A 26,393-nucleotide genomic window follows, 5' to 3' on the forward strand; every position below is an offset into this window, starting at 1 on the left:
CATGACCGATGCCCCGCGCGGCGAGGACGCCGTGTTGGTTGCCGTGCAGTCTGCCCTGGCCACCCGGCCGGGCGTACTGACCGGCGCTCGTGCGCTGTCTCATTTCGGTGAGCACAGCCTGGGTTGGCTCGGGCTTGCGGCGGCCGGTGCGCTGGCCCAGCCGGCCAAGCGCAAGTCATGGTTGGCGGTGGGTGCCGGGGCTTTCCTGGCCCATGCCGCCGCGGTCCTGATCAAAAGGGTGGTACGCCGTGAGCGGCCGCACCACCCCGATATCGCCGTGAACGTCGGGACGCCGAGCCGGTTGAGCTTCCCTTCGGCACATGCCACCTCGACCGCCGCCGCCGCGGTGCTGCTGGCCCGGACCACCGGTCTGCCGGTGCGTGCGGTGCTGGTGGTGCCCATGGCGCTGTCGCGTCTGGTGCTGGGCGTGCACTATCCCACCGATGTGCTCACCGGCGTGGCCGTCGGGACGCTCGTCGGTTCTGTGGTCGGAAATACTGCCGGTGTCGGGCCGAAGGAGACTGTGGCCAAATGAGTGAGGAAGCGCAGCCGGAGGCCGGTCCGCCGAAGAACCTGGCCGTCGGCCTGGTCAAGGCCGTCCGTCCGCGTCAGTGGATCAAGAACCTGCTGGTGCTCACGGCCCCGGTGGCCGCGGTCGGCAGCGGGATCCAGTACGACTACGCCGATCTCGCCTACAAGGTGTCGATCGCGTTCGTGGTGTTCTGTCTGGCCGCATCGTCGATCTATCTGGTCAACGACGCGCGTGACGTCGAGGCCGACCGCGCCCATCCCACGAAGCGGTTCCGGCCCATCGCGGCCGGCGTGGTCCCGGCATCGCTGGCCTACACGCTGGCTGTCGTGCTCGGGGTGGCCTCGATCGGCATCTCATGGCTGTTGAACCCGAATCTGGCACTGGTGATGGTTGTGTACATCGCCATGCAGCTGGCGTATTGCTTCGGGCTCAAACACCAGGCCGTGCTGGACATCTGCATCGTGTCGCTGGGGTTCTTGATCCGGGCGATCGCCGGTGGTGTGGCCGCGGACATCCCGCTGTCGCAGTGGTTCCTGTTGGTGATGGCCTTCGGCGCATTGTTCATGGCGGCCGGTAAGCGGTACGCCGAGCTGCAACTGGCCGAGCGCACCGGCGCCAAGATCCGTAAGTCGCTGGAGCGCTACACCAGCAGCTACCTGCGCTTCGTGTGGACGTTGTCGGCCACCGCGGTGGTGCTCTGCTACGGCCTGTGGGCCTTCGGCCGCGACAGTGCCAGCGGCGGCTCCGGCCTGGACGGGAATGCATCGTGGTACGCGATCACGATCGTTCCCTGGACGGTCGCGATCCTGCGTTATGCGGTCGACATCGACGGTGGCATCGCCGGTGAGCCTGAGGAGATTGCGCTGAAAGACCGAGTGCTGCAGATCCTGTTCCTGGCCTGGATCGGAACCATCGGTGCAGCCATCTACTTCAGCTGACCGGATCACGCTGCGCCGCCTGGCGGGCGGCGTGGGTGCCCGGTTGGCGCGGTGGCCGGTGTTTCCCTACGACGTCTCCGTGCGGGTCAGCCTGTGGGTGAGTGTCGTCGTGGTGGCCGGGCTGTTCGGCTGGGGCGCCTGGCAGCGCCGCTGGATCGCCGACGACGGTCTGATCGTGTTGCGGACGGTCCGAAACCTGCTGGCGGGCAACGGTCCCGTCTTCAATGCGGGTGAGCGGATCGAGGCCAACACCTCCACCGCGTGGACCTATCTGGTGACGCTGGGCGCCTGGCTCGGCGGTTCGGTCCGGATGGAGTACGTGGCGTTGGCCCTCGCGCTGACGTTGAGCGTGCTCGGTGTCGTCCTGGCGATGCTCGGCACCGGCCGGTTGTATGCCCCGAGCCTGCAGGGTCGCCGCGCCCTGCTGCTGCCCGCGGGCGCGCTGGTCTACATCGCCGTCCCGCCGGCCCGCGACTTCGCCACCTCGGGGCTCGAAAACGGTTTGGTCCTCGCCTATCTGGGCCTGCTGTGGTGGATGTTGGTGTGCTGGTCGCAGGCCCTGCGCGCGGCTCCGGCAACACGGCGCGGCGCGGCCAAAAAGGCACCGAACCCGGTGTCCAGCAAGTACTTCGATGGTGCACTGGCCACCGTGGCCGGGCTGAGTGTGCTGATCCGTCCCGAGTTGGCGTTGATCGGCGGTGGCGCACTGGTCATGATGCTGATCGCCGCCCGGGGCTGGCGTCGCCGCGTCCTGATCTTGGTGGCCGGCGGACTGCTGCCGGTCGCCTACCAGATCTTCCGGATGGGCTACTACGGGCTGATCGTGCCGGGCACTGCGGTGGCCAAGGACGCGTCGGGATCCAAGTGGGCCCAGGGCCTGACCTATCTCACCAACTTCAACCACCCGTACCTGCTGTGGGTGCCGGTGCTGTTGCTGGCTGCCCTCGGCGCGGTGCTGCTGACCACGCGGACCCGGCCGTGGTGGGTGCGCCATCAGGTGCCCCGCGGCTACGGCTGGCTGGCCCGCACTGTCCAGAGTCCCGCGGCCGTAGTGCTTTTCATGTTCGCGAGTGGGTTGCTGCAGGGCATCTACTGGGTGCGCCAGGGTGGTGACTTCATGCACGGCCGGGTGCTGCTCACTCCGCTGTTCTGCCTGCTGATGCCCGTCGCGGTCATACCGGTCGTGCTGCCCGACGGCACCAGGTTCACCCGGGAAACCGGATACCTGCTCGCCGCGGCCACCAGTGTGTTGTGGGCATCGGTGGTGGGCTGGTCGATCTGGGCCGCCAACTCGCCGGGCCTGGGGGCCGACGGCACCCGCGTCACCTATACCGGGATCGTCGACGAGCGCCGGTTCTACTCGCAGGCCACCGGTCACGCGCACCCGCTGACCGCCGCCGACTACCTGGACTATCCCCGGATGCGTGCGGTGCTGACCGCGATCAACAACACCCCCGACGGGGCGCTGCTGTTGCCATCGGGCAACTACGACCAGTGGGACGTCGTACCCGCCTATCCGCCACCGCCCGATCTCAGCCCATCCGACCGTCGGGCGCTGGAAACCCCGCACACCGTGTTCTTCACCAACATGGGCATGCTCGGCATGAACGTCGGACTCGACGTGCGGGTCATCGACCAGATCGGTCTGACGAATCCGCTGGCGATGCACACCCAGCGGCTGACGGACGGCCGCATCGGTCACGACAAGAACCTGTTCCCGGACTGGGCGGTGGCCGAAGGGCCGTTCCTCAAGACCAAGCAGTGGATCCCGCCTTACCTGGACGAGGAATGGGTCTCTCAGGCCGAGGCCGCACTGGAATGCCCGGACACCGAGTCGATGCTGAACTCGGTGCGCGGCGAGATGAGCCCACGGCGGTTCCTCTCCAACCTGGCGCACGCCTACGAGTTCACCAAGTACCGGATCGACCGCGTGCCTCTCTATGACCTGAAGCGGTGCGGCCTGCCGGTTCCCGAGCCCAAGAACCCGCCGTACACAGGGATGCCCGCCACCGGACCGTGACCGCGCGCGAGATCGTAGGACCGAATTCTGTGTATCCGGTAACGCCCGGGCGGGCGGCACCGATACCCAGACGAGCCCGCGTGATCGATCTTGAACGGACGGTACGAGAAACCGATGCTGACCTCTGGTGTCTCCGGTATGCGCCCTTGGGGTCGGCGCTTACCGATGGCCACGGCCCGTGCGTTCTCTCGCGAGACCTTCCTCACACCCGGGTTCGCGGGTCATCTGGCCGCCGACGAGCAGGTCGTCTGGACCGGGAACGCTGCGGAGGCGTTGACGATGTCGGCCGGGTCCGCGTCGAACATGTCGGTCTACCGCCCGGGCCGGCCCACCCGTGCCGCGTCGTTCCCGGCATTGCGCACCGTCGCCAGGACGCGCAACGACCCGATCAAGTGCAACAAGGACTTTCAGACTGCCCGCGGCAACGCGGGCGGGAGCAACGTGAGCTCTCATTTTCCCCCGGCGGGCAACCACGCCCGGCCGTACCGGGCCGCTCAACTGCGGGCCCTCCAACCAGACCTGATCGCGACCATCAACGGCTGAGGGGCGACCAGGGACGACAACTGCTGAAGAGAAGCATCACGCAATCGTGTGGTTGACTACACGGGCACGTGAGCCGCTTACGTCGGTCATTTATCGATGTGCGGAATACGAAGAAGAGATTCAGATAGGGAGCGGTATGAAGTTCGTTGGGAAGATGCGCGGCCTGTCGCGCCGGTTGACGGTTGCGGTCGCCGCAGCAGCCGTGCTGCCTGGCCTGGTTGGCGTCGTAGGCGGCTCGGCAACCGCTGGAGCCTGGTCTCGGCCCGGCCTACCGGTCGAGTATCTCGAAGTTCCGTCGGCAGCGATGGGACGTGACATCAAGGTCGAGTTCCAGAGCGGTGGCGCGGGTGCACCTGCGCTCTATCTGCTGGACGGTATGCGCGCTCGCGAAGATCAGAACGGGTGGGACATCGAACTGCCTACGTTCGAGTGGTTCCTGAACTCCGGCATCTCGGTTGTCATGCCGGTCGGCGGCCAGTCCAGCTTCTACAGCGACTGGTACAAGCCGGCCTGTGGCAGCAAGGACGGCGGCTGCAAGACCTACAAGTGGGAGACCTTCCTGACGCAGGAGCTCCCGGCGTGGCTGGCGGCCAACAAGGACGTGAAGTCGACCGGCAGCGCTGTGGTCGGTCTGTCGATGGCGGGTTCGTCGGCGCTGATGCTGTCGGCTCGGCACCCGGATCAGTTCATCTACGCCTCGTCCCTGTCGGGCACGTTGAACCCGTCCGAGGGCTGGTGGCCGATGCTGATCGGTATCTCGATGGGTGACGCCGGCGGCTACAAGGCCGACGACATGTGGGGCAAGACGGGTGACCCGGACAACGCCTGGAAGGCCAACGACCCGACCGAGAACGTCGCGACCCTGGCCAACAACGGCACCCGGCTCTGGGTGTACTGCGGTAACGGCAAGCCGGGCGAGCTCGGTGGCGCCGACATGCCCGCGAAGTTCCTCGAGGGCTTCGTGTGCCGCACGAACTCCACCTTCCAGGAGAAGTACATCGCGGCCGGCGGCAAGAACGCGGTGTTCAACTTCCCGCAGAGCGGTACGCACAACTGGGCCTACTGGGGCCAGCAGCTGCAGGCCATGAAGCCTGACCTGCAGCGCGTCCTGGGCGCTACCCCGACCGCCTGAGCGGACGATAGGTAGCGATCCAACGCACCTGACAACACGGAAGACGGCGGCGATCCCCACGGGGTCGCCGCCGTCAGCCGTTTCTGGGCCCCGGCTGTGGTTGCGATGTGGTTCACTACAACGCGGATTACGTGTGCGGGGGCACGCCGAACGACCGGCAGCGGGAGAGGTTGATGATGAGACGTGCGTTGAGTCTGATGCGGGCGATGCTGCTGGCGGTGGTGTTGGGAGCCGGCCTGTGGACAGCGTCGGCGACGACGAGCGCTCCGGCCCGGGCGGACGGTGTCGAGTACCTGATGGTCCCGTCGGCGGCCATGGGCCGTGACATTCCGGTCGCGTTCCAGGGCGGTGGCCCGCACGCGGTGATCCTGCTCGATGCGTTCAACGCGGCCCCCGATGTCAGCAACTGGGTCAACGCGGGTCATGCGATGTCGACCCTGGCCGGCCGCGGTATCTCGGTGGCGGCCCCGGCCGGTGGCGCGTTCAGCCTCTACACGAACTGGGAGCAGGACGGCAGCAAGCAGTGGGAGACCTTCCTCTCGGCCGAGCTGCCGGACTGGCTGGCCGCCAACAAGGGGCTGGCTCCGGGCGGGCACGGGGTCGTGGGCGCCTCGCAGGGCGGCACCGCCGCGCTGACGCTGGCTGCGTTCCACCCCGACCGGTACCGCTTCGCCGGATCGCTGTCGGGCTTCCTGACTCCGTCGGCCACCACTCTCAACGGCGCGATCACCGCGGGTATGGCCCAGTTCGGCGGGGTGGACAGCTACGGCATGTGGGGTGCCCCACAGCTGGGCCGCTGGAAGTGGCATGACCCCGACGTGCACGTGCAGTTGCTGGCCGATGCCAACACCCGGCTCTGGGTGTACAGCCCCGCCGCCCTGACGTGCAGCGACCCGGCTGCCATGATCGGTGTCTGCGATCTGGCGCAGGGCAGCAACCGGTCCTTCTACCAGCACTACCGCTCGGTCGGCGGCAGCAACGGGCACTTCGACATGCCGGCCGGAGGCCAGCATGACTGGGGTAGCTGGGCGCCGCAGCTGGCGCAGATGTCGGGTGAGCTGGTCGCGACCATCAAGTAGCGGTCCGGGCGGGCCGCCGTGGTGACCAGAATCAGCTGCGCCGGGGCACTTTTCACCAGCCGGTACGGTGGAAGCGTGCAGCACACGGTACGGTCGGCCACCCTGGTGGCAGCGGTGTCCGCTGCGTCGTTGCTCACGGCGTGCGACGCGGGCGGCGACATCATGGCGCCGCTGGCCCTGCCGACGTCACAGGTCAACGGTGCGCAGCCGCAGGCGGTGTCCGCGCAACCTCAGCAGGGTCGTCCCGGTGAGCTGGACCTGACGTCGCAGCAGCACACGTATCTCGACAAGCTCAAGGACACGGGGATCAACCCGTCCAGTGAGCTGCTGGCGCTGTCGATCGGGTCGTATGTGTGCCAGGCTCACGCCGCCAAGCTGAACGACCAGGCGGTACGGGATTTCGTCCTGCCGTTGGTGCGTAGCGATGTCCGGGCCGCCCATACCTCGGAAAGCCCCACGTCCGGCGAGATCGACGCCGCCGCCACCGACTACATCCGTATCGCCACCGAACATCTCTGCTGACAAGCAGATCACCGCACCGCACGCGAGGAGCCCGAGTAACCCATGGCAAAAAATGCCGGCCGCCGGAAGCGGCACCGCATCCTGGCACTGATCGCCGCCGGGGCGATGGCACTCGTCGTGGTGCTGGTGGTGTCCATCGTGGTGATCTACCTGCGTCGCCCCGAGAGCCCGTCGGCGCCGCCGTCGGCCCAGCCGCCGGCCGGGGTCCCGGGACCGTCGACGACACGTAAGCCGCGCCCGGAGTTCCAGTCCGCCGACTGCCCCGACGTGATGCTGGTTTCGATCCCCGGCACCTGGGAGTCCTCGCCACAGGACGACCCGTTCAACCCGACGCAGTTCCCGCTGTCGCTGATGAGCAATATCAGCCGGCCGATGTCCGAGCAGTTCGGGAAGGACCGGCTCGAGGTCTACACGGTGCCCTACACCGCGCAGTTCCATAACCCGTTCGCCGCAGACAAGCAGATGTCCTACAACGACAGCCGCGCCGAGGGGAAGCGCACCGCGGTCAAGGCGATGACGGACATGAACGACCGGTGCCCGCTGACCAGCTATGTGATCGCCGGGTTCTCGCAGGGCGCGGTGATCGGTGGGGACCTTGCCAGCGATATCGGCAACGGCCGTGGCCCGGTGGACGAGGATCTGGTGCTGGGCGCGACGTTGATCGCCGACGGGCGTCGCCAACTCGGCGTCGGGCAGGACATCGGCCCCAACCCGCCCGGCCAGGGAGCCGAGATCACGCTGCATGAGGTGCCGGTGTTGTCCGAGATGGGTCTGACCATGACGGGACCGCGGCAGGGCGGCTTCGGGGCGCTCAACGACCGGACCAATCAGATATGCGGCAAGGGAGACCTGATCTGCTCGGCGCCGGAGGAGGCGTTCTCGATCTTCAACCTGCCCAAGACCCTGGAGACACTGACCGGCAGCGCGGCCGGCCCGGTGCACGCTCTGTACAACACCCCGCAGTTCTGGGTGGAGAACGGCGAGACCGCCACGCAGTGGACGTTGAGCTGGGCCAAGGGCCTGGTGGACAACGCGCCGCACCCCAAGCACGGTTGACACCGAACACGCCCGGACCGCGACTCGCGTGGCGGATTTGGCCGGGACCGTCACAGTCCCTTAACATTAAGAGAAAAATAAGAGCTTTGCGCGTGCGTGGTTGGTTGACTAGAGCCGTCAGCTGACTCGTAGGCGTGGTCGCCGCGCCCGGTACGATCGTCCGGGTTTGGGTACGTACGGCCGCCCGAGTGGCTGCAACGCACCTCCAGTGACGTGCGACAACGCGACGAGTACGGCTCTGACAGGAGAGTTATATGCCGTTCATCAATCCGTTCATCAAGGACGGTCAGATCAAGTTCCCTGACGGCGCCAGCATCGTCGAGCACGTCGAGCGTTGGGCCAGGGTTCGCAGCGACAAGCTGGCATACCGCTTCCTGGACTTCTCGACCGAGCGCGACGGTGTCGCCCGTGACCTGACCTGGGCGCAGTTCAGCGCCCGCAACAAGGCGGTGGCCGCCCGGCTTCAGCAGGTCACCCAACCCGGCGATCGCGTCGCCATCCTGTGCCCGCAGAACTTGGACTACCTCGTCGCCTTCTTCGGTGCCCTCTATGCCGGCCGCATCGCGGTGCCGCTGTTCGACCCGTCCGAGCCCGGCCACGTCGGCCGCCTGCACGCGGTGCTGGACGACTGCCATCCGGCGGCGGTCCTGACCACCACCGAGGCCGCCGAGGGCGTGCGCAAGTTCTTCCGCAGCCGACCGGCCAACCAGCGTCCCCGTGTCATCGCGGTGGACGCCGTGCCCGACGACGTCGCCGCCACCTGGGTCCACTTCAAGGACGTCGACGAGACGACCATCGCCTACCTGCAGTACACCTCCGGCTCGACCCGGATCCCGACCGGTGTCCAGATCACCCATCTGAACATGGCCACCAACGTCGTGCAGATCGTCGAGGCGCTCGAAGGTGAGGAGGGCGACCGCGGACTGTCCTGGCTGCCGTTCTTCCACGACATGGGTCTGGTCACCGGTCTGATCGCGCCGATGATCGGCCACTACTTCACCTTCATGACCCCGGCCGCGTTCGTGCGCAGGCCCGAACGCTGGATCCGCGAGATGGCCCGCAAGGAAGGCGACACGGGCGGCGTCATCTCGGTGGCCCCGAACTTCGCGTTCGACCACGCCGCGGCACGTGGCGTGCCCAAGGACGGCGAGCCGCTCGACCTCTCCAATGTCAAGGCCGTGCTCAACGGCAGCGAGCCGATCTCGGCGGCCACCGTGCGCCGGTTCAACGAGGCCTTCAGCCCGTTCGGCTTCCCGGCCAAGGCGATCAAGCCGTCCTACGGCTTGGCCGAGGCGACGTTGATGGTGTCGACCACGCCGTCCGCCGAAGAGCCGAAGATCATCTCCGTCGACCGCGACGAGCTCAACACCGGTCGGATCGTCGAGGTGGACGCAGACTCGCCCAAGGCGGTCGCCCAGGCCTCGGCAGGCAAGGTCGGCGTCTCCGAGTGGGCCGTCATCGTCGACGCCGAGAGTGCGACCGAGCTGCCCGACGGACAGGTCGGTGAGATCTGGATGAGCGGCCAGAACATGGGCACCGGCTACTGGGGTAAGCCCGAAGAGACCATCCAGGTTTTCCAGAACACCCTCAAGTCGCGGACGAGCCCGTCCCACGCCGAGGGTGCCGACGACGACGCCACCTGGGTCCGCACCGGCGATTACGGCGCCTTCTACGACGGCGACCTCTACATCACCGGCCGCGTCAAGGACCTGGTGATCATCGACGGCCGCAACCACTACCCGCAGGACCTGGAGTACTCGGCTCAGGAGGCCAGCAAGGCGCTGCGCACCGGTTACGTCGCGGCCTTCTCGGTGCCGGCCAACCAGCTGCCCGACGAGGTGTTCGAGAACGCGCACGCCGGCCTGCACCGTGACGACGACGACAGCTCCGAGCAGCTGGTCATCGTCGCCGAGCGCGCTCCGGGCTCCCACAAGCTCGAAGTCGGCCCGATCACCGACGACATCCGGGCCGCGATCGCCGTGCGGCACGGTGTCACCGTGCGCGACGTGCTGCTGACCGCGGCCGGCGCCATCCCGCGTACCTCCAGCGGCAAGATCGGCCGTCGGGCCTGCCGCTCCGCGTACCTGGACGGCAGCCTGCGCAGCGGGAAGATCGCCAACGCGTTCCCCGACGAGACGGACTGACCGAACCTCTAAGCCAACGACACGTGGCCGACCAGCCCGTTCTGATGCAAGGTGACCTGAATATGGATGAAACACAAAGCAATTCGAATCTTCCAGAGGGCACCCAGCCCGCCGGGGCACCGGCGTCGCGCCCCGACCTGACCGTCGCGGAGATGCGCGAGTGGCTGCGCAAAGCGGTGGCCACCGCCACGAGTCAGTCGCCGGACGTGATCGACGAGACCACGCCGCTGATCGAGCTGGGCCTGTCCTCGCGCGACGCGGTGGCGATGGCCAGCGACATCGAGGACCTGACCGGGGTCACGCTGACGGCCACGGTGCTGTTCCGGCACCCCACCATCGAGTCGCTGGCGACGGTGATCATCGAGGGCGAGCCCGAACCCCCGAGCACCGACGACGAGGACTGGTCGCGGGAACACGATGTGGAAGACATCGCCATTGTCGGCGTCGCCACCCGCTTCCCGGGCGACCTCAACACCCCCGACGAGATGTGGGACGCCCTGCTCGCCGGCAAGGACTGCATCACCGACCTGCCCGAGGGCCGCTGGGAAGAGTTCCTCTCCGAGCCGCGGATCGCCGAGCGCGTGGCCAAGGCCCGCACCCGGGGCGGCTACCTGTCGGACATCAAGGGTTTCGACTCCGAGTTCTTCGCGCTGTCGAAGATGGAGGCCGACAACATCGACCCACAGCAGCGCATGGCGCTGGAGCTGACCTGGGAGGCCCTGGAGCACGCCCGGATCCCGGCGTCGAGTCTGCGCGGCACCAGTGTCGGTGTGTTCGTGGGCAACTCGACCAATGACTACCAGTTCCTGGCGGTCTCGGACCCGTCGGTGACCCACCCGTACGCCATCACCGGAACCGCGAGTTCGATCATCGCAAACCGGGTTTCGTACTTCTATGACTTCCGCGGCCCGTCGGTCGCCGTCGACACCGCATGCTCGAGCTCGCTGGTGGCAGCGCATCAGGGTGTGCAGGCGCTGCGTTCCGGTGAGGCCGATGTGGCCATCGTCGGCGGTGTCAACGCGTTGATCACCCCGATGGTGACGGTCGGCTTCGACGAGGTCGGTGGCGTGTTGGCGCCGGACGGCCGCATCAAGTCGTTCTCCTCGGACGCCGACGGCTATGCCCGCTCCGAAGGTGGCGGCATGCTGGTGCTCAAGCGGGTGGCCGACGCCCGCCGCGACGGCGACCAGATCCTGGCCGTCATCGCCGGTAGTGCGATCAACCACGACGGCCGGTCCAACGGACTGCTCGCCCCGAACCCCGATGCGCAGGAAGCGGTTCTGCGGAAGGCGTACAAGAACGCGGGGATCAACCCGCGGACCGTCGACTACATCGAGGCGCACGGCACCGGCACCATCCTGGGTGATCCGATCGAGGCCGACGCCCTGGGCCGGGTCATCGGACGTGGCCGCGAGGCAGACAAACCCGCCCTGCTGGGTGCGGTGAAATCCAATGTGGGCCACCTCGAGTCGGCGGCCGGCGCGGCAAGCCTGGCGAAGATGACGCTGTCGCTGGCCAACGACAAGCTGCCCCCGTCGATCAACTACGCCGGGCCCAATCCGTACATCGACTTCGACAAAGAGCACCTCAAGGTCAACGACACCGTCTCGGAGTGGCCGCGCTACAGCGGTCATGCGATCGCCGGTGTGTCGGGCTTCGGCTTCGGTGGCGCCAACGCGCACCTGGTGCTGCGCGAGGTCCTGCCATCGGATCTGGTCGAGCCGGAGCCGGAACCCGAAGCGGTCGAGGACAAGTCGGCTGCCGATGACGCCAACGCGACGTATGTCGGTGGCGTCCGGATGGATGAGTACGGCGAGTTCATCCACGACGAGGCTGAAGCTGACGAGTACCCGACGTACGACGAGGCCAACCATGAGCTGCCCGGCCTGACCGATGAGGCCAAGCGCCTGATCGAGGCGGCCCGCGAGGAGCTGGCCGCCGCCGACGCCGCCGAGCCGGTCAAGAAGGTTGTCCCGCTTGCCGTCTCGGCCTTCCTGACCTCACGCAAGAAGGTCGCCGCCGCCGCGTTGGCGGACTGGATCGACAGCGAAGAGGGTCGGGCGTCGTCGCTCGAGTCCATCGGACGCTCGCTGTCGCGCCGCAACCACGGCCGTTCGCGTGCCATCGTGCTGGCCCACGACCACGACGAGGCGGTCAAGGGGCTGCGGGCGGTCGCCGATGGGAAGCAGCATCCGAGTGTGATCTCGGCCGACGGCCCGGTCACCAACGGCCCGGTGTGGGTGCTCGCCGGTTTCGGCGCGCAGCACCGCAAGATGGGCAAAGAGCTGTACCTGCGCGAGCCGGTCTTCGCCGAGTGGATCGACAAGGTCGACGCCTACATCCAGGATGAACGCGGGTACTCGGTCGTCGAGCTGATTCTCGACGACGCGATCGACTACACGAACGAAACCTGCGAATACCCCATCGAAGTGGTCCAGACGGTGATCTTCGCCATCCAGGTCGCGCTCGGTGAGTTCCTCAAGGCCCACGGTGCGAAACCCGGTGCAGTGGTGGGGCAGTCGCTCGGTGAGGCTGCCGCCGCATACTTCTCCGGCGGTTTGTCGCTGGCCGATGCCACCCGGACCATCTGCTCGCGTGCCCACCTGATGGGCGAGGGCGAGGCGATGCTGTTCGGCGAGTACATCCGCCTGATGGCGCTGGTCGAGTACTCGGCCGACGAGATCAAGACGGTGTTCGCCGACTACCCGGGTCTCGAGGTGTGCGTGTACGCCGCCCCGACCCAGACCGTGATCGGCGGTCCGCCGGAGCAGATCGACGCGATCATCGCCCGTGCCGAAGCCGAGGGCAAGTTCGCCCGCAAGTTGCAGACCAAGGGCGCCAGCCACACCCAGCAGATGGACCCGCTGCTCGGCGAGCTGTCCGCCGAAATCCAGGGCATCGAACCCCACCCGCTGAGCACCGGCTACTTCTCGACCGTGCACGAGGGCAAGTTCATCCGGGCGGGTGCCGAGCCGATCCACGACGTGGAGTACTGGAAGAAGGGCCTGCGGCACAGCGTCTACTTCACCCACGGCATCCGCAACGCGGTGGACAACGGTCACACCACATTCCTGGAGCTGGCACCGAACCCGGTGGCGCTCATGCAGGTTGGGTTGACGACGGCTTCGGCCGGGCTGCACGATGCGCAGCTGATCGCGACCCTGGCCCGCAAGCAGGACGAGGTCACCTCGATGGTCACGGCCATGGCTCATCTGTTCGTCCACGGCCATGACCTGGACCTGCGGACCCTGTTCCCGCGCAAGTCCACCGGCCTGGCCGGCGCGCTGGACTTCGCCAACATCCCGCCGACCAAGTTCAAGCGCAAGCAGCACTGGCTGGATGCGCACTTCACCGGCGACGCCTCCACGGTGATGCCCGGCAACCACGTCGCGACGCCCGACGGCAAGCATGTCTGGGAGTTCGTGTCGAAGGGCGCCGCTGATCTGGCTGCCCTGGTGAAAGCCGCGGCCGCGCAGGTGCTTCCGGATGCCAAGCTGACCGCGTCGGAGCAGCGGGCGGTGCCGGCCGAGGGCTCTCGTCTGGTCACCACGCTGACCCGGCACCCGGGTGGTGCCTCGGTGCAGGTGCATGCCCGCATCGATGAATCGTTCACCTTGGTCTATGACGCGATCGTGACTCGCGGCGGTGCGGCAACCACGCTGCCGACCGCGGTGGGTGCCGGTGTTGTCGCCGAACAGGTTTCGGCCGCGCCGGCTCTGGCCGAGCCTGAGGTCGAGGATGATGCCGAGATCCTTCAGGACAACCTCACCAAGGGTGCCGGCATGGGCGCCGGGTTCGAGAAATGGTCGCCGGAGTCGGGCGAGACCATCGCGCAGCGGCTCGGCGCCATCGTCGGCGGCGCCATGGGCTACGAGCCCGAGGATCTGCCGTGGGAGGTGCCGCTGATCGAGCTGGGCCTGGATTCCCTGATGGCGGTACGGATCAAGAACCGCGTCGAGTACGACTTCGACCTGCCGCCGATTCAGCTGACCGCGGTGCGTGACGCCAACCTCTACAACGTCGAGGAGCTCATCAAGTACGCGATCGAGCACCGCGACGAGGTCGATCAGATCGCCGAATCCCAGAAGGGCAAGACGGCCGAGGAGATCGCGGCCGAGCAGTCCGAACTCCTGGGCGGTGCCTCGACGGTTGCCGAGCTCGAGGCCAAGCTGGCCGAGGCCGGACATCCGTTGAGCGAGAAGGACGAAGCAGTCACCGGGGTGGACCCCGTCGCCGAGGCCGCTGCCACCGAGGGCCTGGAGATCCCGCCGCCGCCGAGTGATCCGAGCGGACCGGCCGTCCCGGCTCCGCCGAGCGATCCGAGCGGACCGGCCGCCCCGGCGCCGTCGGGACCCAGCAAGGCCACCGCGGCTGCCGCGGCAGCCAAGGTGCTCACCCAGGAGGCCGTCACCGAGGCGCTCGGCGCCGACGTGCCCCCGCGTGACGCCGCGGAGCGGGTCACCTTCGCCACCTGGGCGATCGTCACCGGCAAGTCGCCGAGCGGCATCTTCAACGAGCTGCCCTTCGTCGATGTCGAGACCGCGACCAAGCTGTCCGAGCGGCTCTCCGAGCGCGCCGAGGGCACCGTCACCGTCGAACAGGTGCGTTCGGCCAAGACCATCGAAGAGCTGTCCACGATCGTGCGCGATCAGCTCGAAGAGGGTGTGGTGGACGGATTCGTCCGTACGCTGCGGGCTCCCAAACAAGGAACCTCACACGTTCCATTGTTCGTGTTCCACCCGGCCGGTGGATCCACCGTCGTCTACGAACCGTTGATCAAGCGGTTGCCTGCCGATACCCCGATCTACGGCATCGAGCGGGTCGAGGGTGCGATCGAGGAGCGTGCAGCCGAGTACGTGCCCAAGCTGCTGGCGATGCACAACGGCCCGTTCATCCTGGCCGGCTGGTCGCTCGGTGGGGCGCTGGCCTACGCGTGTGCGATCGGTCTGAAGCAGGCCGGCGCCGATGTCCGGTTCGTCGGGCTGATCGACCTCGCGCTCCCTGGCGAGCCGATCGACCAGAGCAAGGAAGGCATGCGGGCCCGTTGGGACCGCTACGCCCTGTTCGCCCAGCGCACCTTCAATGTCGAGATCCCGGCGATTCCTTACGAGGAGCTGGAGCAGCTCGACGACGAGGGCCAGGTGAAGTTCGTCCTGGACGCGATCAAGGACAGCGGCGTGCAGATCCCCGGCGGGATCATCGAGCATCAGCGCACGTCGTACCTGGATCAGCGGGCTCTGGCCACCATCGAGGTCCAGCCCTACGACGGCCACGTCACGCTGTACCTCGCCGACCGGTACCACGATGACGCCATCGTCTTCGAGCCCGCGTACGCGACCCGCAAGCCCGACGGCGGCTGGGGCGAGTACGTCAAGGATCTCGAGGTGGTGCCCATCGGGGGCGAGCACATCCAGGCCATCGATGAGCCGTACATTGCCAAAGTCGGTGCTCACATGAGCGAGGCGATCAACCGTATCGAAGCCGAGAGCGAGAGCAAGTGACGAACAAGACCACGGCTGAACTCCTGGCCGAGCTCCGCGAGAAGCTGGAACTGGCCAAGGAGCCGGGCGACCCCAAAGCCATTGCGCGACGGGACAAGAAGGGCATCCCGAGCGCCCGTGCCCGCATCCACGCATTGCTCGATCCGGGCAGCTTCCTGGAGATCGGCGCGCTGGCCAAGACCCCGGGCGATCCCAACGCGCTCTTCGGCGACGGCGTGGTCACCGGGCACGGAACCATCAACGGCCGACCGGTCGGCGTGTTCAGCCACGACCAGACGGTGTTCCAGGGTTCGGTCGGTGAGATGTTCGGCCGCAAGGTCGCCAAGCTCATGGAGTGGGTGGCCATGGTCGGCTGCCCGATCATCGGGATCAACGACTCCGCCGGCGCTCGCATCCAGGACGCGGCGACCTCGCTGGCCTGGTACGCCGAACTCGGCCGCCGGCACGAGATGCTGCGCGGTCTGGTCCCGGAGATCTCCATCATTCTGGGCAAATGCGCTGGCGGCGCGGTCTATTCGCCGATCCAGACCGATCTGCTCGTGGCGGTGCGCGACCAGGGCTACATGTTCATCACCGGCCCGGACGTGATCAAGGACGTCACCGGTGAAGATGTGACGTTCGACGAGCTCGGCGGCGCCGACGTCCAGGCCCAGCGCGGCAACATCCACAAGGTTGTCGAGGATGAGGCGGCCGCGTTCCAGTACGTGCGCGACTATCTTTCGTTCCTGCCCGCCAACCACTTCGACGATGCCCCGATCGTGAACCCGGGTCTGGAACCCGAGATCACGCCGCACGATCTGGAGCTGGATTCGATCGTGCCGGATTCCGACAACACCGCGTACGACATGCACGAGATCCTGCTGCGGATCTTCGACGACGGTGACGTCTTCGAGATCGCCGAGCAGCGTGGCCCGGCGATGATCACCGCGTTCGCGCGGGTGGACGGTCGGCCGGTCGGTGTGATCGCCAACCAGCCGATGTTCCTGTCCGGTGTGGTGGACACGGACGCCTCCGACAAGGCCGCGAGCTTCATCCGGTTCTGCGACTCCTTCAACCTGCCTTTGGTTTTCGTGGTCGACACCCCGGGCGCCATGCCGGGTGTGCAGCAGGAGAAGGACGGCATCATCAAGCGTGGCGGCCGATTCTTCAACGCGATCGTCGAGGCCGACGTGCCGAAGGTGACCATCGTCGTCCGCAAGGCCTACGGCGGCGGGTACGCGGTGATGGGCTCCAAGCAGCTCTCGGCAGACCTGAACTTCGCCTGGCCGACCGCGCGTATCGCGGTGATCGGCGCCGAGGGCGCGGCGCAGCTGTTGGTGAAGCGATTCCCGGATCCGACCGCGCCCGAGGTGCAGAAGATCCGCGCCGACTTCATCGAGGGTTACAACCTCAACCTGGCCACGCCGTGGATCGCGGCCGAGCGCGGATACATCGACGGTGTGATCCAGCCGCACGAGACCAGGCTGCTGCTCCGCAAGTCCCTGCACCTGTTGCGGGACAAGCAGAACATGCCCAAGGTTCAGCGCAAGCACGGCCTGACCCCGATCTAACCTTCTTTTCCAGCGCGAGCAGACGTGTAGGTACCCCTGAACTACGGTTTAGGGGTACCTACGCGTCTGTTCGGCGAAAGGCAGGAGGGCACCACGCATGACTACCGCGCTTGTGGTCGGCGCCGGGCCCAACGGTCTCGCGGCCGCCATCACCCTGGCGAAGGCCGGACTGGACGTCACCGTGCTGGAGGCCGCCGATGAGATCGGCGGTGGGGTGCGTTCCGGCGAGGGCGAGATCGCGGGCCTGGTTCACGACCACTGCTCGGCGATCCACCCGATGGCGGTCGGCTCGGCTTTCCTGAGCGGTCTCGGGCTGGAACGCCATGGACTGCACTGGAAATGGCCTGAAATCGATTGCGCGCATCCTCTCGACGAGGGTGACGCCGGCCTCCTGTATCGCGGTATCGACGACACCGCAGCGGCTCTCGGGTCGGACGGCCACCGCTGGCGCCGGGCCTTCGGTGGGCCGTCGGCGAACTTCGACCTCCTGTCGCAGGACATCATGGGGCCGCTGTTGCGGGTGCCCAGGCACCCGGTGGCGTTGGCCCGGTTCGGTGCGCCCACCCTGCTCCCGGCGTCGGCATTCGCCCGGCTCTTCCGTACCGAACGGGCCCGGGCTCTGTTCGGTGGCGTTGCGGCACATACCTTCCGGCCCCTGCGCTATCCGCTGACGTCTGCCATCGGCCTCGGCATCATCACGGCCGGGCACCGGCACGGTTGGCCGGTGGCGCAGGGCGGTTCGCAGGCCATCACCGATGCGTTGGCTGCGGTGCTCGCGGAGCTCGGTGTCAAGGTGGAAACCGGCGTCCGCGTCACGTCGGCAGCGCAGCTCCCACCGGCCGAGGTGACGATGTTCGACCTTGCGCCGACGGCCGTCGTCGACATCCTGGGGGACCGGCTGCCACGGCGGGTCGCCCATGGTCTGGGTGGATTCCGTTACGGTCCAGGTGCATTCAAGGTCGACTTCGCGGTCCAGGGCCCGGTGCCGTGGACGAATCCCGCGGTCAACGATGCCGGAACGGTACATCTGGGTGGCAGCTTCGCCGAGGTTGCTGCGACGGAGCGGGCGATCCACGCCGGCCGGATGCCGCAGCGACCGTTTGTGCTCGTCGGGCAGCAGTATGTGGCCGATCCCAGCCGCTCGGTCGGCGACATCAATCCGGTGTATTCGTATGCCCATGTGCCACACGGCTACACCGGTGATGCGACCGAGGCGATCGTCGGTCAGTTCGAGCGGTTCGCCCCCGGGTTTCGCGACCGGATAGTCGGGACGTCGGTGCGGTCGACGACGGAGATGTCGGTGTACAACGCCAACTACGTCGGCGGTGACATCTGTACGGGCGCCAAGGACATCCGGCAGCTGATGTTCGGCCCACGTACTACGCTGCAGCCGTACAGAATTGGTGTTCCCGGCATGTACCTGTGCTCGGCGGCCACCCCGCCGGGGCCCGGGGCGCACGGTATGTGCGGCGCGAACGCGGCCGCGGTCGCCTTGTCCGCCCTCCCGCGGTGACGCCGTTCAGGTTTGCAACAGGCCGCCGGCGCACAGCCTTACTCACAAGCGTGTAATTCGAAAACGTGGCTCCTGAAAAGCTGTGATGCTCAGGCTGCCGAAAACTATCCACAAGTTGTCCACAGGGCACTCGTATTCGCTGTAATCACCCGTGCAGGCCTGCGATGAAGATCTCGAGCAGCCGTCTCAGGGTTGCTTCGAAGTCGGTGACCATGGCGTCGCGCCCGGCCGAGTTCGGCGTCGCCCAGGCCCACGCGGTACCGGTGAAGGCGTGGACGGCGGCCGTCAGGGATCGGAGCTGTTCGTCGGACAACGGAAGTGACTGCTGCAGCGCCGAGCCGAGTCGCCGCTGTGCGGCTTCGCCCTGAGTCGTCAGGGTGCGGAAGCCCTCCGGGTCGAGTCGATTGATGAGCACGGGTGAGGCCGCGATGAGATCGCACAGCACCGGGTGGGCTGCCAGTGTGCGGGCCAGTGCCGCCGCGGGAGCTGACCGACCGAGTTCGTCGGCCAGGGCCTCGATCCAGGACAGATGTTCGTCGTACATCACCCGCAGCAGCAGCGCCTCGCGTGACCCGAAGTACCGCAGGATGCCCGACTTCGCGAGTCCGGCTGCTGCGGCCACGTCGCCCAATGTCAGGGTGGCCGCACCGGTTTCCTCCAGGCATCGCCGCGTTGCGGTCAACACGTGGGACGACCGGTCCTGACGTTGCGCCTCGCTGCGTGCGCGGGTGAACGGCGGGGAGGGTTCCGGCATTCCGCAATAATAGAACATCGTTCTGTTAAAGTCCCGACCGTGAACCGCTACGAATGCGTCATTCGGCGCCACGCAACGGCGTCGCCAAAAACCCTGTTCGCCATCGTGTCCGACGGATCCCGCTGGTCCGAGTGGGCCGCACCCCTGATTCCCTATTCGGCATGGGAGACGCGGGGCCCGGCCGATGACGGCGGCGTCGGGGCGATCAGGGCGGTGGGCATGCGCCGGAAACCGACCCACGAGATGACCACCATCCACGAACCGGACCGCCGGCACGGCTACACCATGCTCACCGACGGCCCGATCCGCGACTATCAGGCACAGGTGACGTTTGACGAGGTTGCCGACGGTACCGAGGTGACCTGGCGCGGGCGGTTCGAGACGCGTTGGCGGGTGGTCGGATTGGCCTACCGGCTGGTTCTGCGGGTCGTGCTCGGGACGCTGGCACGCAAGCTGGTTGCCGCCGCCGAAAAGTCGTCGGCTGGCTAGCGCGATTGGCCAGTTATGACACGGATTTTCGTTGTACGCGTGTCACAACTGGCCACTCGATGCCTCTGACGGAACGTTACGGCTTGATACGGATCCGGCCCGGCTTGTAGAGCCCGGAATGTGTTGCCGTCCCGAGCTCGACCTCCGCGGGTGTCGCGTCGACGATGGTGTCGAACTTGCGCAGCGAGCCCCAGTCGCGACCCCAGTCCTTGTTCAGGTAGGTGGCCATCACATGCTGGCGCAGCAGCAGGTCACTGATGCCCAGCAGACCGCCGTTGATGCCGTCCTCCCAGGTGTCGGTGTCCTTCATCTTGGCGTTGTAGTCCGGGGTGATGCGGAACTTCGGCACCTCGGTGACACCGTTGGCGTGCAGCATCGGCTGCTGGCACGGGAAGGCCAGGCCCACAGCCCAGTCCATCAGCACGGGCTGCTGTGAGCCGATGTACTCCTGCACGGTCTTGACCTCGGGAACGCGGGGCGGGGTGACCGCGATCCAGTCGCCGAGAGACAGCGACTTGTCCTCGGCGATCACCCGGACGAACGTCGCATCCGCCGGGATCTCGCTGCGGTCGAAGCGCAGGTTGCGCCAGGACGGGATCGGACCGAGGTCGTAGGGCGTCACGCGTCCGGCCGGGACGGCGGCGCCGTCGGGCCCGGGCCGCCCGTACTCCAGCTCGACCGCCTGACCTTCGGTGCGGCCGTTGAAAATGCTGTTGCCGGTGATGGTTCCGGCCGCGGTGACGACCACGAGCGGGTGGGCGGCGTCGGGAGCGGGCAGCTGGTACCAGGCGGAGGCCAGCTTGCTCTCCTGCTGGGCCGGGCCTTCGACGTAGCTGCCTGCCAGCGGCACGCGGGCCGGGTCCAGTCCGTAGGGCAGCGGCACGGTCGAGCCGTTGATGCCCGGGGTCTTCAGCTCGGCAGGTGCATTCCAGTCGGCGTCGATGCCCGGCATCGGGACGGTGATCCGAATCGCCTCGGCGACAATGTGGTCCGGCACGCCGTTGGGGGTGAACCCGGTCGGTGCGGTACCTCCCAGCGGCCCGAGCGGGCCGTACTCGCCCGGCACCGGGGTCAGGAACCCGTCGTTGGTGTCGGGTTCGACCAGCACATCGTCGGCCAGGCCGCAGCCGCCGGCGAAGGCCCGCAGGTTCGAGGACGCGTTGGAGTAGGTGCCGTCCTGGCGCACCACGCCGTAGAGCATCGAACCGACGAACACCACGACCATGAACCCGGCCGCGATCGGCACCGGTGCGGTGGTCAGTGCCCGCGCCACCCGGCCCTCGGCAGAGGGTCTCAGGTGCAACCAGTACGCCCACAGCGCGGTGATGGCGAACAGCGCAAAGAAGATGGCGCTCACCGTGACTCCGCCGATGTTTGGCTTGTCGTTGTTGAACGGCACGCCGTAGCTGGAGACGTACCACCAGCCGTTGGTCGTGGCGAAGCACAGCGCCAGCACGAACAGCACAGCCGCGGTGAAGGCCATCCGGTTACGCGCCGAGCGCAGGACCGCAGGCCCGGCGAGCACCGTGACCACCGCCGCCATCGCCGCACCCACGGCGGCGAACAGGCCGAAGTGGTGCACCCACTTGGTGGGGGTGAACATCAGGCAGAACATGGTGGCGAAGATGATGCCCATCAGCCGCCATACCGGCCCGCGGGCCACACCGGGAACCCGCTTGCGCCGCAACATGATGAACAGGGAGGCGAACAGGCTCAGTGCGGTGATGATGAACCCGAACCGGCGCGACAGTGAGCCGTCGACGGTGGGCAGGATCAGGTAGTAGTAGCGCAGGTTCTCGGTGTACCACTCCTGGCTCGGGCCGATCGCGGTGCGAATCCTGGTGGCCTCCAGCACCGTTGCCAGCGTCTGGTCGGCGAACACCACGGTCAGGATCACCGTGCCCGCGGCGAGCAGCGGCAGCACCAGCGGCCACACGCCCAGCACGCGCCGGCGGCGTACCAGGATGCGCAGCAGCGGGCGGCCACCGGCGAGCAGCGCGGCGACGGCGATCAGGCCGGTCGGCTGGATGCCGAGGGTGAAGGCTGCGGAGATGATCGCCATGGCGGCCGGAGTCAGCCGTCCGGAGATGATGGCCCGTTCGATCAGCACGTAGGTGATCAGTGCGCCGGTGGCGATCTGGCCCTCGGGACGCAGCCCGTTGTTGAACGGCATCCAGGCGGCCATCAGCACCAGGCCCGCGGCCCACAGTGCGGGCTTGGAGGCGATCACCGCAGGTCCGAGGCGCGGCAGCACCTCACGCGACAGCAGGAGCCAACAGACCAGCGCGCAGATCAGGTCGGGCAGCCGCATCCAGATGCTGGCGTCGCTGACATGGGTCATCAGGGCCAGCAGGTTGTAGAACCAGCCGAACGGGTCCTCGGGACTGCCGAACCAGCGGAAGTAGTTCGACATATAGCCGGCATGGTCGGCCACCCGCGCCATCTGCAGGATGTAGCCATCGTCGGATGAGTTCGCGCCGATCACGTGCCAGCTCAGGAACCCGCCGACCACCACCACGTCCACGGCGCTGAACGTGCGCCAGCGAGACGGGATCACGTGGTGCATCCGCCGGCCGTCGAGCCGGTCGAGGCGCCACAGCGCCAGCAGTGCCACCACGGTGGCGGCGATGCCGAGCAGGATCGCCACCAGCTTGAGTGCGGTGGGTTTGGAGGTGAACCGGGTGTCGATCGTGGCCGACAACGAAAGACCTTGCGGTGCAGCTCCGCTCAGCTCGGTGAAGACACCGACGATCTGGGGCCGCAGGTTGGGGTCGGCGAAGCCGGTGCGCAACTCTTTGCCGTCGGTACCCGTGAGCCCGACGAAAGTGGCGAAGGTGCCGGCGTCTGACGAGGTGATCTCGATGCGTTGACAAGCAGGCGAGTCTGTCTTCTCCCGCGCGACGCTGGCGATCACCACGTTGCGGTCGGTGATGTCGACGCGTTTGGCGTTGACGTTGACGAACAACGCGTTCAGCGCGGCCTGCCTGCCCTCCTTGGGGGCGGTGCCGAGCACCATCGCCCCCTCGGGCGGCACCGACCGGATCACCTCGCACGGGATCGTGATCGACATGGTGACCGGCGTCTGGGTGATCAGCGGGGCGGTGACGTTACCGAGCTGACCTTGCTGAGGCCAGTTCAGCGTCGCCGTGGTCTGCACCACCGGCAGCAGGGGTGTGGCCACCGCGCACAGGAAGCCGATGAGTCCGGCGATCATCGCGACCCAGCGGGTCATCTGCACATTCTTGTCGGCGCTGTGTTCGCGCAGGGTCACGCTCATGGCAGGGCCCGGATCGGTCCGGGCCGGCTGAAGCCGAACACTCGTTGCGTCCCTTGATCAATCGTGGCGACCGGCGCCTGGCCGGCCGGGACCACCTGGTCGTACTTCTCGATCGAGCCCCAGTCCCGGTACCAGTCGTCGCGCAGGTACGTCGGGATGGTCGACGTGCGCAGCAGCGCCTGGATGAAGAGGAAGGGGCCACCCTTCTGGGCGGACTGCCACATGTTCGACGACACCACCACTTGCTTGACGTTGGGAAGGATCCGGTACTCCGGCAGCTCGGCGACACCGAGATGCTCGGAGAACGGGCGCTGGCACGGGAAATTCGCGGCGGTCGCGATGTCCATCAGCACCGGGGTCTGCGTGCCGAGGAACTGCTGCGCGGTCTGCAGGGTCGGCACCCGCGGCGGGGTGAAGCCGAACCACTGGTCTTCGGAGAGGTTGGGATCATCGGCGACGATCCGGGCCACGTTCGCCTCCGGCGGTGCCCACGCCAGCGGGAAACGCAGGTTGCGCCAGGCATATTGGGCGAACACGTCGATCGGCTGTACGGCGTCGAGTGCCTGGAAGCTGCCGTCGGGGCGGTGCACGCCCCACTGCAGTTTCAGCGACTGGCCGTAGTGGAACTCGTGTTCCTCGTCGTAGTACCAGATGGCGCCGGCGGCGGCGACCGTCACGAGGGGACGGTCCGCGGTGCGGGGCGGCAGCTGGTACCAGGCCGAGGTGGCCTTGGCGGCGACGGTGTTCTCCTTGTAGCTGCCCATCACCGGGGTGCGGGCCGGGTCGAGGCCGAACGGCAGGTACACCCGGGAACCGTTGACGCCGACGGGTCCGTAGCCACCACCGGTGCCTGCGGCGTATGCGATGCCGACGTTGGGTTTGTTGGGTGAACCGTCCGAGTTGACCGTGCCGGGGTTGGCGACCACGGGCTTCGGCGGTTCCAGCGTGTCGCTGATTCCGTTGGGGGTGAACCCAACTGGGTTCTCGCCGCCCAGCGGCCCGTACTCGCCGTAGGTCTGGCCCTCCACCGGCTGCAGCATGCCCGCGTTGGTGTCGGCCTCGACGAGTACGTCGTCGGCCATGGCGCAACTGTTGGACGACAACCCCGAGGTCAGCGCCGAGACATTGGCCTTGGCGGTGGTGTAGACGGGGTAGCGCTGGACGAATCCCTTTGCCATCGAGCCGACTTCGAGGACCACCATGATGGTTGCGACCACCAGCAGCGGTGTCGACGCCAGCACGCGGTTGCGTCGGGTGTCGGCCACCTCGGTGTGACCGGCGTAGTCGATCCGGAAGTGCAGCCAGCCGGCAAGTACCGCGGTGATGATGGCCAGGGCCAGGAAGATGGTGGTCACCGGGAACCCGGCGATCACGGGCTGGCGGTCGAACCAGGGCACGCCGTAGTTGCCGACGTAGAACCAGCCGTTGGTACCGGAGGTGGCCCACGCCAGGACGAACAGGAGCGCCGTCACGTACAGGGCGAGGTTGCGTCGGCTGTGCAGGCCCACCCGGGCGAAGGCGAACGCCGTCACCGCCCCGAGCCCGGCGGCCAGCCCGGCGAAGGCACCGAACTGCACGGCCCACTTGGTCGGGGTGAAGTGCAGCAGCAGCAGGCCGATCGCGGTGGTGCCGATCAGCCGCCAGACGGGGCCGCTGGCCAGTCCGGGTACCCGGCCCTTGCGCAGCAGGACGGCGATCATGCCGAACAGGCACAGCATCATCGCCAGGACCGCGAACCGGCGCGTCAACGAGCTGTCGACAGAATCTTCGACGGTCAGGAAGTAGTAGCGCAGGAACTCCTGGTACCACGAGATGGTCGGGCCGACGGTGTATTTGATGCGGGCCGATTCGGCGACGCTGGCCAGGGTCTGGTCGCGGAACACCACGACGAAGATCAGTGCGGCCGACCCGGCGAGCGTGGCCAGTGCGGGCAGGGCGATGCGCCGGGCTTTGATGATCCTGACGACGGTGCGGGCGCCGACCAGCAGCGGGGCCAGCGCGATGAGTCCCTGCGGGGCCAGCGTGACGCTGAACGCCGCGACGATGATCGCCAGGCAGGTCGGCCACAGTCGGTGGGTGGCGATCGTATTCTCGACCAGCGCCCACACCGCGAGCACGCCGAAGGCGATCAGTGGTTCGGGGCGCAGGCCGTTGTTGAACGGCATCCAGGCGGCCAGGAACACCGCGCCGGCGGTCCACACGGTGACGCGGTTCAGTGCGACGCGTCGTCCGAGGCGGGGGAGCACCCAACGGCTCAGCAGCAACCAGGTGCCGATGCCGGCCAGGGTGGCGGGCAGCCGCATCCACACCCCGGCCGTACTGATCGCCGCGAAGTGGCCCAGCACGGACTGGTACCAGTCGAACGGGGCCTCGGTGGTGCCGAAGTAGCGGAAATAGTTGGCGGTGTACCCAGCGTCGGCCGACACCCGCGCGATGGTCAGGTTGTAGCCGTCGTCCGACGAGATGGCACCGATGACGTGCCACACCAGCAGGCCGCCGATGACGCCGATGTCGGCGATCCAGGTGGCGAGCGGGACCTTCACGAACCGGCGCCAGGCGCTGCGGATCCGGTGGCTGCTCCGGCGGTCCAGCACGGCCAGCGCGAGGATCGACGCCACCACGCACACCACCCCTAGCGCCATCACCAGCAGCTTCAGTGCGGTCGGCGTGGTGATGAAGCGGGTATCGATGTCGACGCGGGCGGACAGACCCGGCTGCGGCGCCATCTTCAGGTCGGTGAACAGGCCGGCAACCTGAGGCTTCTTCTCCACGGCCGCGGTGCCGGTGGCGCCGGGGATGCCGACGAAGTCAGCGCCCACATCGCCGAGGTTCGCCCACAGGTGCAGCGCGCTGCAGCCGCCCGCGTTGATGGCGGCGCGGGGCGCGACGGCGGCCACCGAGTCGCGGAACGCCACGACCACGGTCTCGGGGTTGGCCCGCACGAACAGGCCGTTTCGGCTGGCGTCGATGCCGCCCGAGGGGATCGTGGAGAACACCAGGCCGCCCTCGGCGGGCAGCGTCGCGATCGCCGAGCACGGGATGGACACGTCGAGGGACTGCGGGGCGCCCGACACCAGCGGGGCCGTCACCGAGGTGACGTTGCCTGCGGCATCGGTGCCCTGCGGCCACTGGATGGTCGCGGTGGTCTGTTTGACGGGCAGCAGCGGCACCAGCGCGCACAGCACCACACCCGCGATGCCCGCGACGATGGCGATCAGGCGTGCGATGCCCACAACACGGTCGGTTGGCTCATCGGAAGGCACGAGGCTCGATGTTATGCGACCCGTATGTGAGCCCTGGCCACCGTCGCCCTTTTGGCGAGAGTGTGTGTGAACTTCTAATC

Annotated in this window: 16 protein-coding genes; 13 read left to right on the top strand and 3 right to left on the bottom strand. The window is 67.5% G+C overall.

Annotated elements, in window-relative coordinates:
• Position 1: 1 nt before the first annotated feature.
• The 12 genes from AC4ELH_RS07085 (at position 2) to AC4ELH_RS07140 (ending at position 18,530) form a co-directional block, all read left to right on the top strand.
• A complete protein-coding gene (locus AC4ELH_RS07085; RefSeq protein WP_064882786.1) occupies positions 2-535 on the top strand; it encodes a phosphatase PAP2 family protein in 534 nt (177 codons plus the stop codon).
• A complete protein-coding gene (locus AC4ELH_RS07090; protein WP_064882784.1) occupies positions 532-1,470 on the top strand; it encodes a decaprenyl-phosphate phosphoribosyltransferase in 939 nt (312 codons plus the stop codon). The genes AC4ELH_RS07085 and AC4ELH_RS07090 overlap by 4 nt, the downstream gene beginning before the upstream one ends.
• Positions 1,448-3,490: a terminal beta-(1->2)-arabinofuranosyltransferase gene (gene aftB / locus AC4ELH_RS07095; RefSeq protein ID WP_498883638.1), complete on the top strand. Its 2,043-nt coding sequence runs from the start codon at positions 1,448-1,450 to the stop codon at positions 3,488-3,490. Before AC4ELH_RS07090 ends, aftB begins: the two co-directional genes overlap by 23 nt.
• Before the next feature lie 165 nt (positions 3,491-3,655).
• On the top strand, positions 3,656-4,033 hold the full coding sequence (locus AC4ELH_RS07100; RefSeq protein ID WP_498883640.1) for a hypothetical protein: 378 nt from the start codon (positions 3,656-3,658) through the stop codon (positions 4,031-4,033).
• A gap of 136 nt (positions 4,034-4,169) precedes the next feature.
• Complete coding sequence (locus AC4ELH_RS07105; protein WP_055118679.1) at positions 4,170-5,165, top strand: esterase family protein; 996 nt, start codon at positions 4,170-4,172, stop codon at positions 5,163-5,165.
• A gap of 176 nt (positions 5,166-5,341) precedes the next feature.
• Positions 5,342-6,244, top strand: coding sequence for an alpha/beta hydrolase-fold protein (locus AC4ELH_RS07110; RefSeq protein WP_064882779.1), 903 nt, complete (start codon positions 5,342-5,344; stop codon positions 6,242-6,244).
• Between the two features lie 75 nt (positions 6,245-6,319).
• Positions 6,320-6,766 (top strand): hypothetical protein, encoded by a 447-nt coding sequence (locus tag AC4ELH_RS07115; protein WP_064882834.1) that lies wholly within the window; start codon positions 6,320-6,322, stop codon positions 6,764-6,766.
• A gap of 42 nt (positions 6,767-6,808) precedes the next feature.
• Positions 6,809-7,822 (top strand): carboxylesterase Culp6, encoded by a 1,014-nt coding sequence (culp6, locus tag AC4ELH_RS07120; RefSeq protein ID WP_498883641.1) that lies wholly within the window; start codon positions 6,809-6,811, stop codon positions 7,820-7,822.
• A 254-nt stretch (positions 7,823-8,076) separates the two neighbouring features.
• The gene (gene fadD32, locus AC4ELH_RS07125) at positions 8,077-9,966 is read left to right on the top strand and encodes a long-chain-fatty-acid--AMP ligase FadD32 (protein ID WP_498883642.1); all 1,890 of its coding nucleotides are present in this window, start codon (positions 8,077-8,079) and stop codon (positions 9,964-9,966) included.
• A gap of 62 nt (positions 9,967-10,028) precedes the next feature.
• On the top strand, positions 10,029-15,467 hold the full coding sequence (gene pks13 / locus AC4ELH_RS07130; protein ID WP_498883643.1) for a polyketide synthase Pks13: 5,439 nt from the start codon (positions 10,029-10,031) through the stop codon (positions 15,465-15,467).
• On the top strand, positions 15,464-17,017 hold the full coding sequence (locus tag AC4ELH_RS07135; protein WP_055118670.1) for an acyl-CoA carboxylase subunit beta: 1,554 nt from the start codon (positions 15,464-15,466) through the stop codon (positions 17,015-17,017). Before pks13 ends, AC4ELH_RS07135 begins: the two co-directional genes overlap by 4 nt.
• A gap of 97 nt (positions 17,018-17,114) precedes the next feature.
• Complete coding sequence (locus AC4ELH_RS07140; protein ID WP_498883645.1) at positions 17,115-18,530, top strand: phytoene desaturase family protein; 1,416 nt, start codon at positions 17,115-17,117, stop codon at positions 18,528-18,530.
• 145 nt (positions 18,531-18,675) lie between these two features.
• Here the strand turns inward: AC4ELH_RS07140 and AC4ELH_RS07145 are convergent, their stop codons facing one another.
• Complete coding sequence (locus AC4ELH_RS07145; protein ID WP_448446164.1) at positions 18,676-19,284, bottom strand: TetR/AcrR family transcriptional regulator; 609 nt, start codon at positions 19,282-19,284, stop codon at positions 18,676-18,678.
• A gap of 39 nt (positions 19,285-19,323) precedes the next feature.
• Here AC4ELH_RS07145 and AC4ELH_RS07150 point away from each other — a divergent pair, with 39 nt between their 5' ends.
• Positions 19,324-19,773: an SRPBCC family protein gene (locus AC4ELH_RS07150; protein WP_448446166.1), complete on the top strand. Its 450-nt coding sequence runs from the start codon at positions 19,324-19,326 to the stop codon at positions 19,771-19,773.
• Positions 19,774-19,849: 76 nt separating this feature from the next.
• On the opposite strand, the gene AC4ELH_RS07155 is transcribed toward AC4ELH_RS07150, so the two are convergent.
• The gene (locus AC4ELH_RS07155) at positions 19,850-23,050 is read right to left on the bottom strand and encodes an arabinosyltransferase domain-containing protein (protein ID WP_448446168.1); all 3,201 of its coding nucleotides are present in this window, start codon (positions 23,048-23,050) and stop codon (positions 19,850-19,852) included.
• A complete protein-coding gene (locus AC4ELH_RS07160; protein WP_498883648.1) occupies positions 23,047-26,313 on the bottom strand; it encodes an arabinosyltransferase domain-containing protein in 3,267 nt (1,088 codons plus the stop codon). Before AC4ELH_RS07160 ends, AC4ELH_RS07155 begins: the two co-directional genes overlap by 4 nt.
• Positions 26,314-26,393 lie beyond the last annotated feature (80 nt).

It is taken from the genome of Mycobacterium shunyiense (assembly GCF_058270075.1).

Coding starts and splice junctions, on each gene's coding strand:
- fadD32 (WP_498883642.1), top strand. CDS start 8,077: ATGCCGTTCATCAATCCGTTCATCAAGGACGGTCAGATCAAGTTCCCT.
- AC4ELH_RS07155 (WP_448446168.1), bottom strand. CDS start 23,050: ATGAGCGTGACCCTGCGCGAACACAGCGCCGACAAGAATGTGCAGATG.
- AC4ELH_RS07140 (WP_498883645.1), top strand. CDS start 17,115: ATGACTACCGCGCTTGTGGTCGGCGCCGGGCCCAACGGTCTCGCGGCC.
- AC4ELH_RS07090 (WP_064882784.1), top strand. CDS start 532: ATGAGTGAGGAAGCGCAGCCGGAGGCCGGTCCGCCGAAGAACCTGGCC.
- AC4ELH_RS07100 (WP_498883640.1), top strand. CDS start 3,656: ATGGCCACGGCCCGTGCGTTCTCTCGCGAGACCTTCCTCACACCCGGG.
- culp6 (WP_498883641.1), top strand. CDS start 6,809: ATGGCAAAAAATGCCGGCCGCCGGAAGCGGCACCGCATCCTGGCACTG.
- AC4ELH_RS07085 (WP_064882786.1), top strand. CDS start 2: ATGACCGATGCCCCGCGCGGCGAGGACGCCGTGTTGGTTGCCGTGCAG.
- AC4ELH_RS07145 (WP_448446164.1), bottom strand. CDS start 19,284: ATGCCGGAACCCTCCCCGCCGTTCACCCGCGCACGCAGCGAGGCGCAA.
- AC4ELH_RS07110 (WP_064882779.1), top strand. CDS start 5,342: ATGAGACGTGCGTTGAGTCTGATGCGGGCGATGCTGCTGGCGGTGGTG.
- pks13 (WP_498883643.1), top strand. CDS start 10,029: ATGGATGAAACACAAAGCAATTCGAATCTTCCAGAGGGCACCCAGCCC.
- AC4ELH_RS07105 (WP_055118679.1), top strand. CDS start 4,170: ATGAAGTTCGTTGGGAAGATGCGCGGCCTGTCGCGCCGGTTGACGGTT.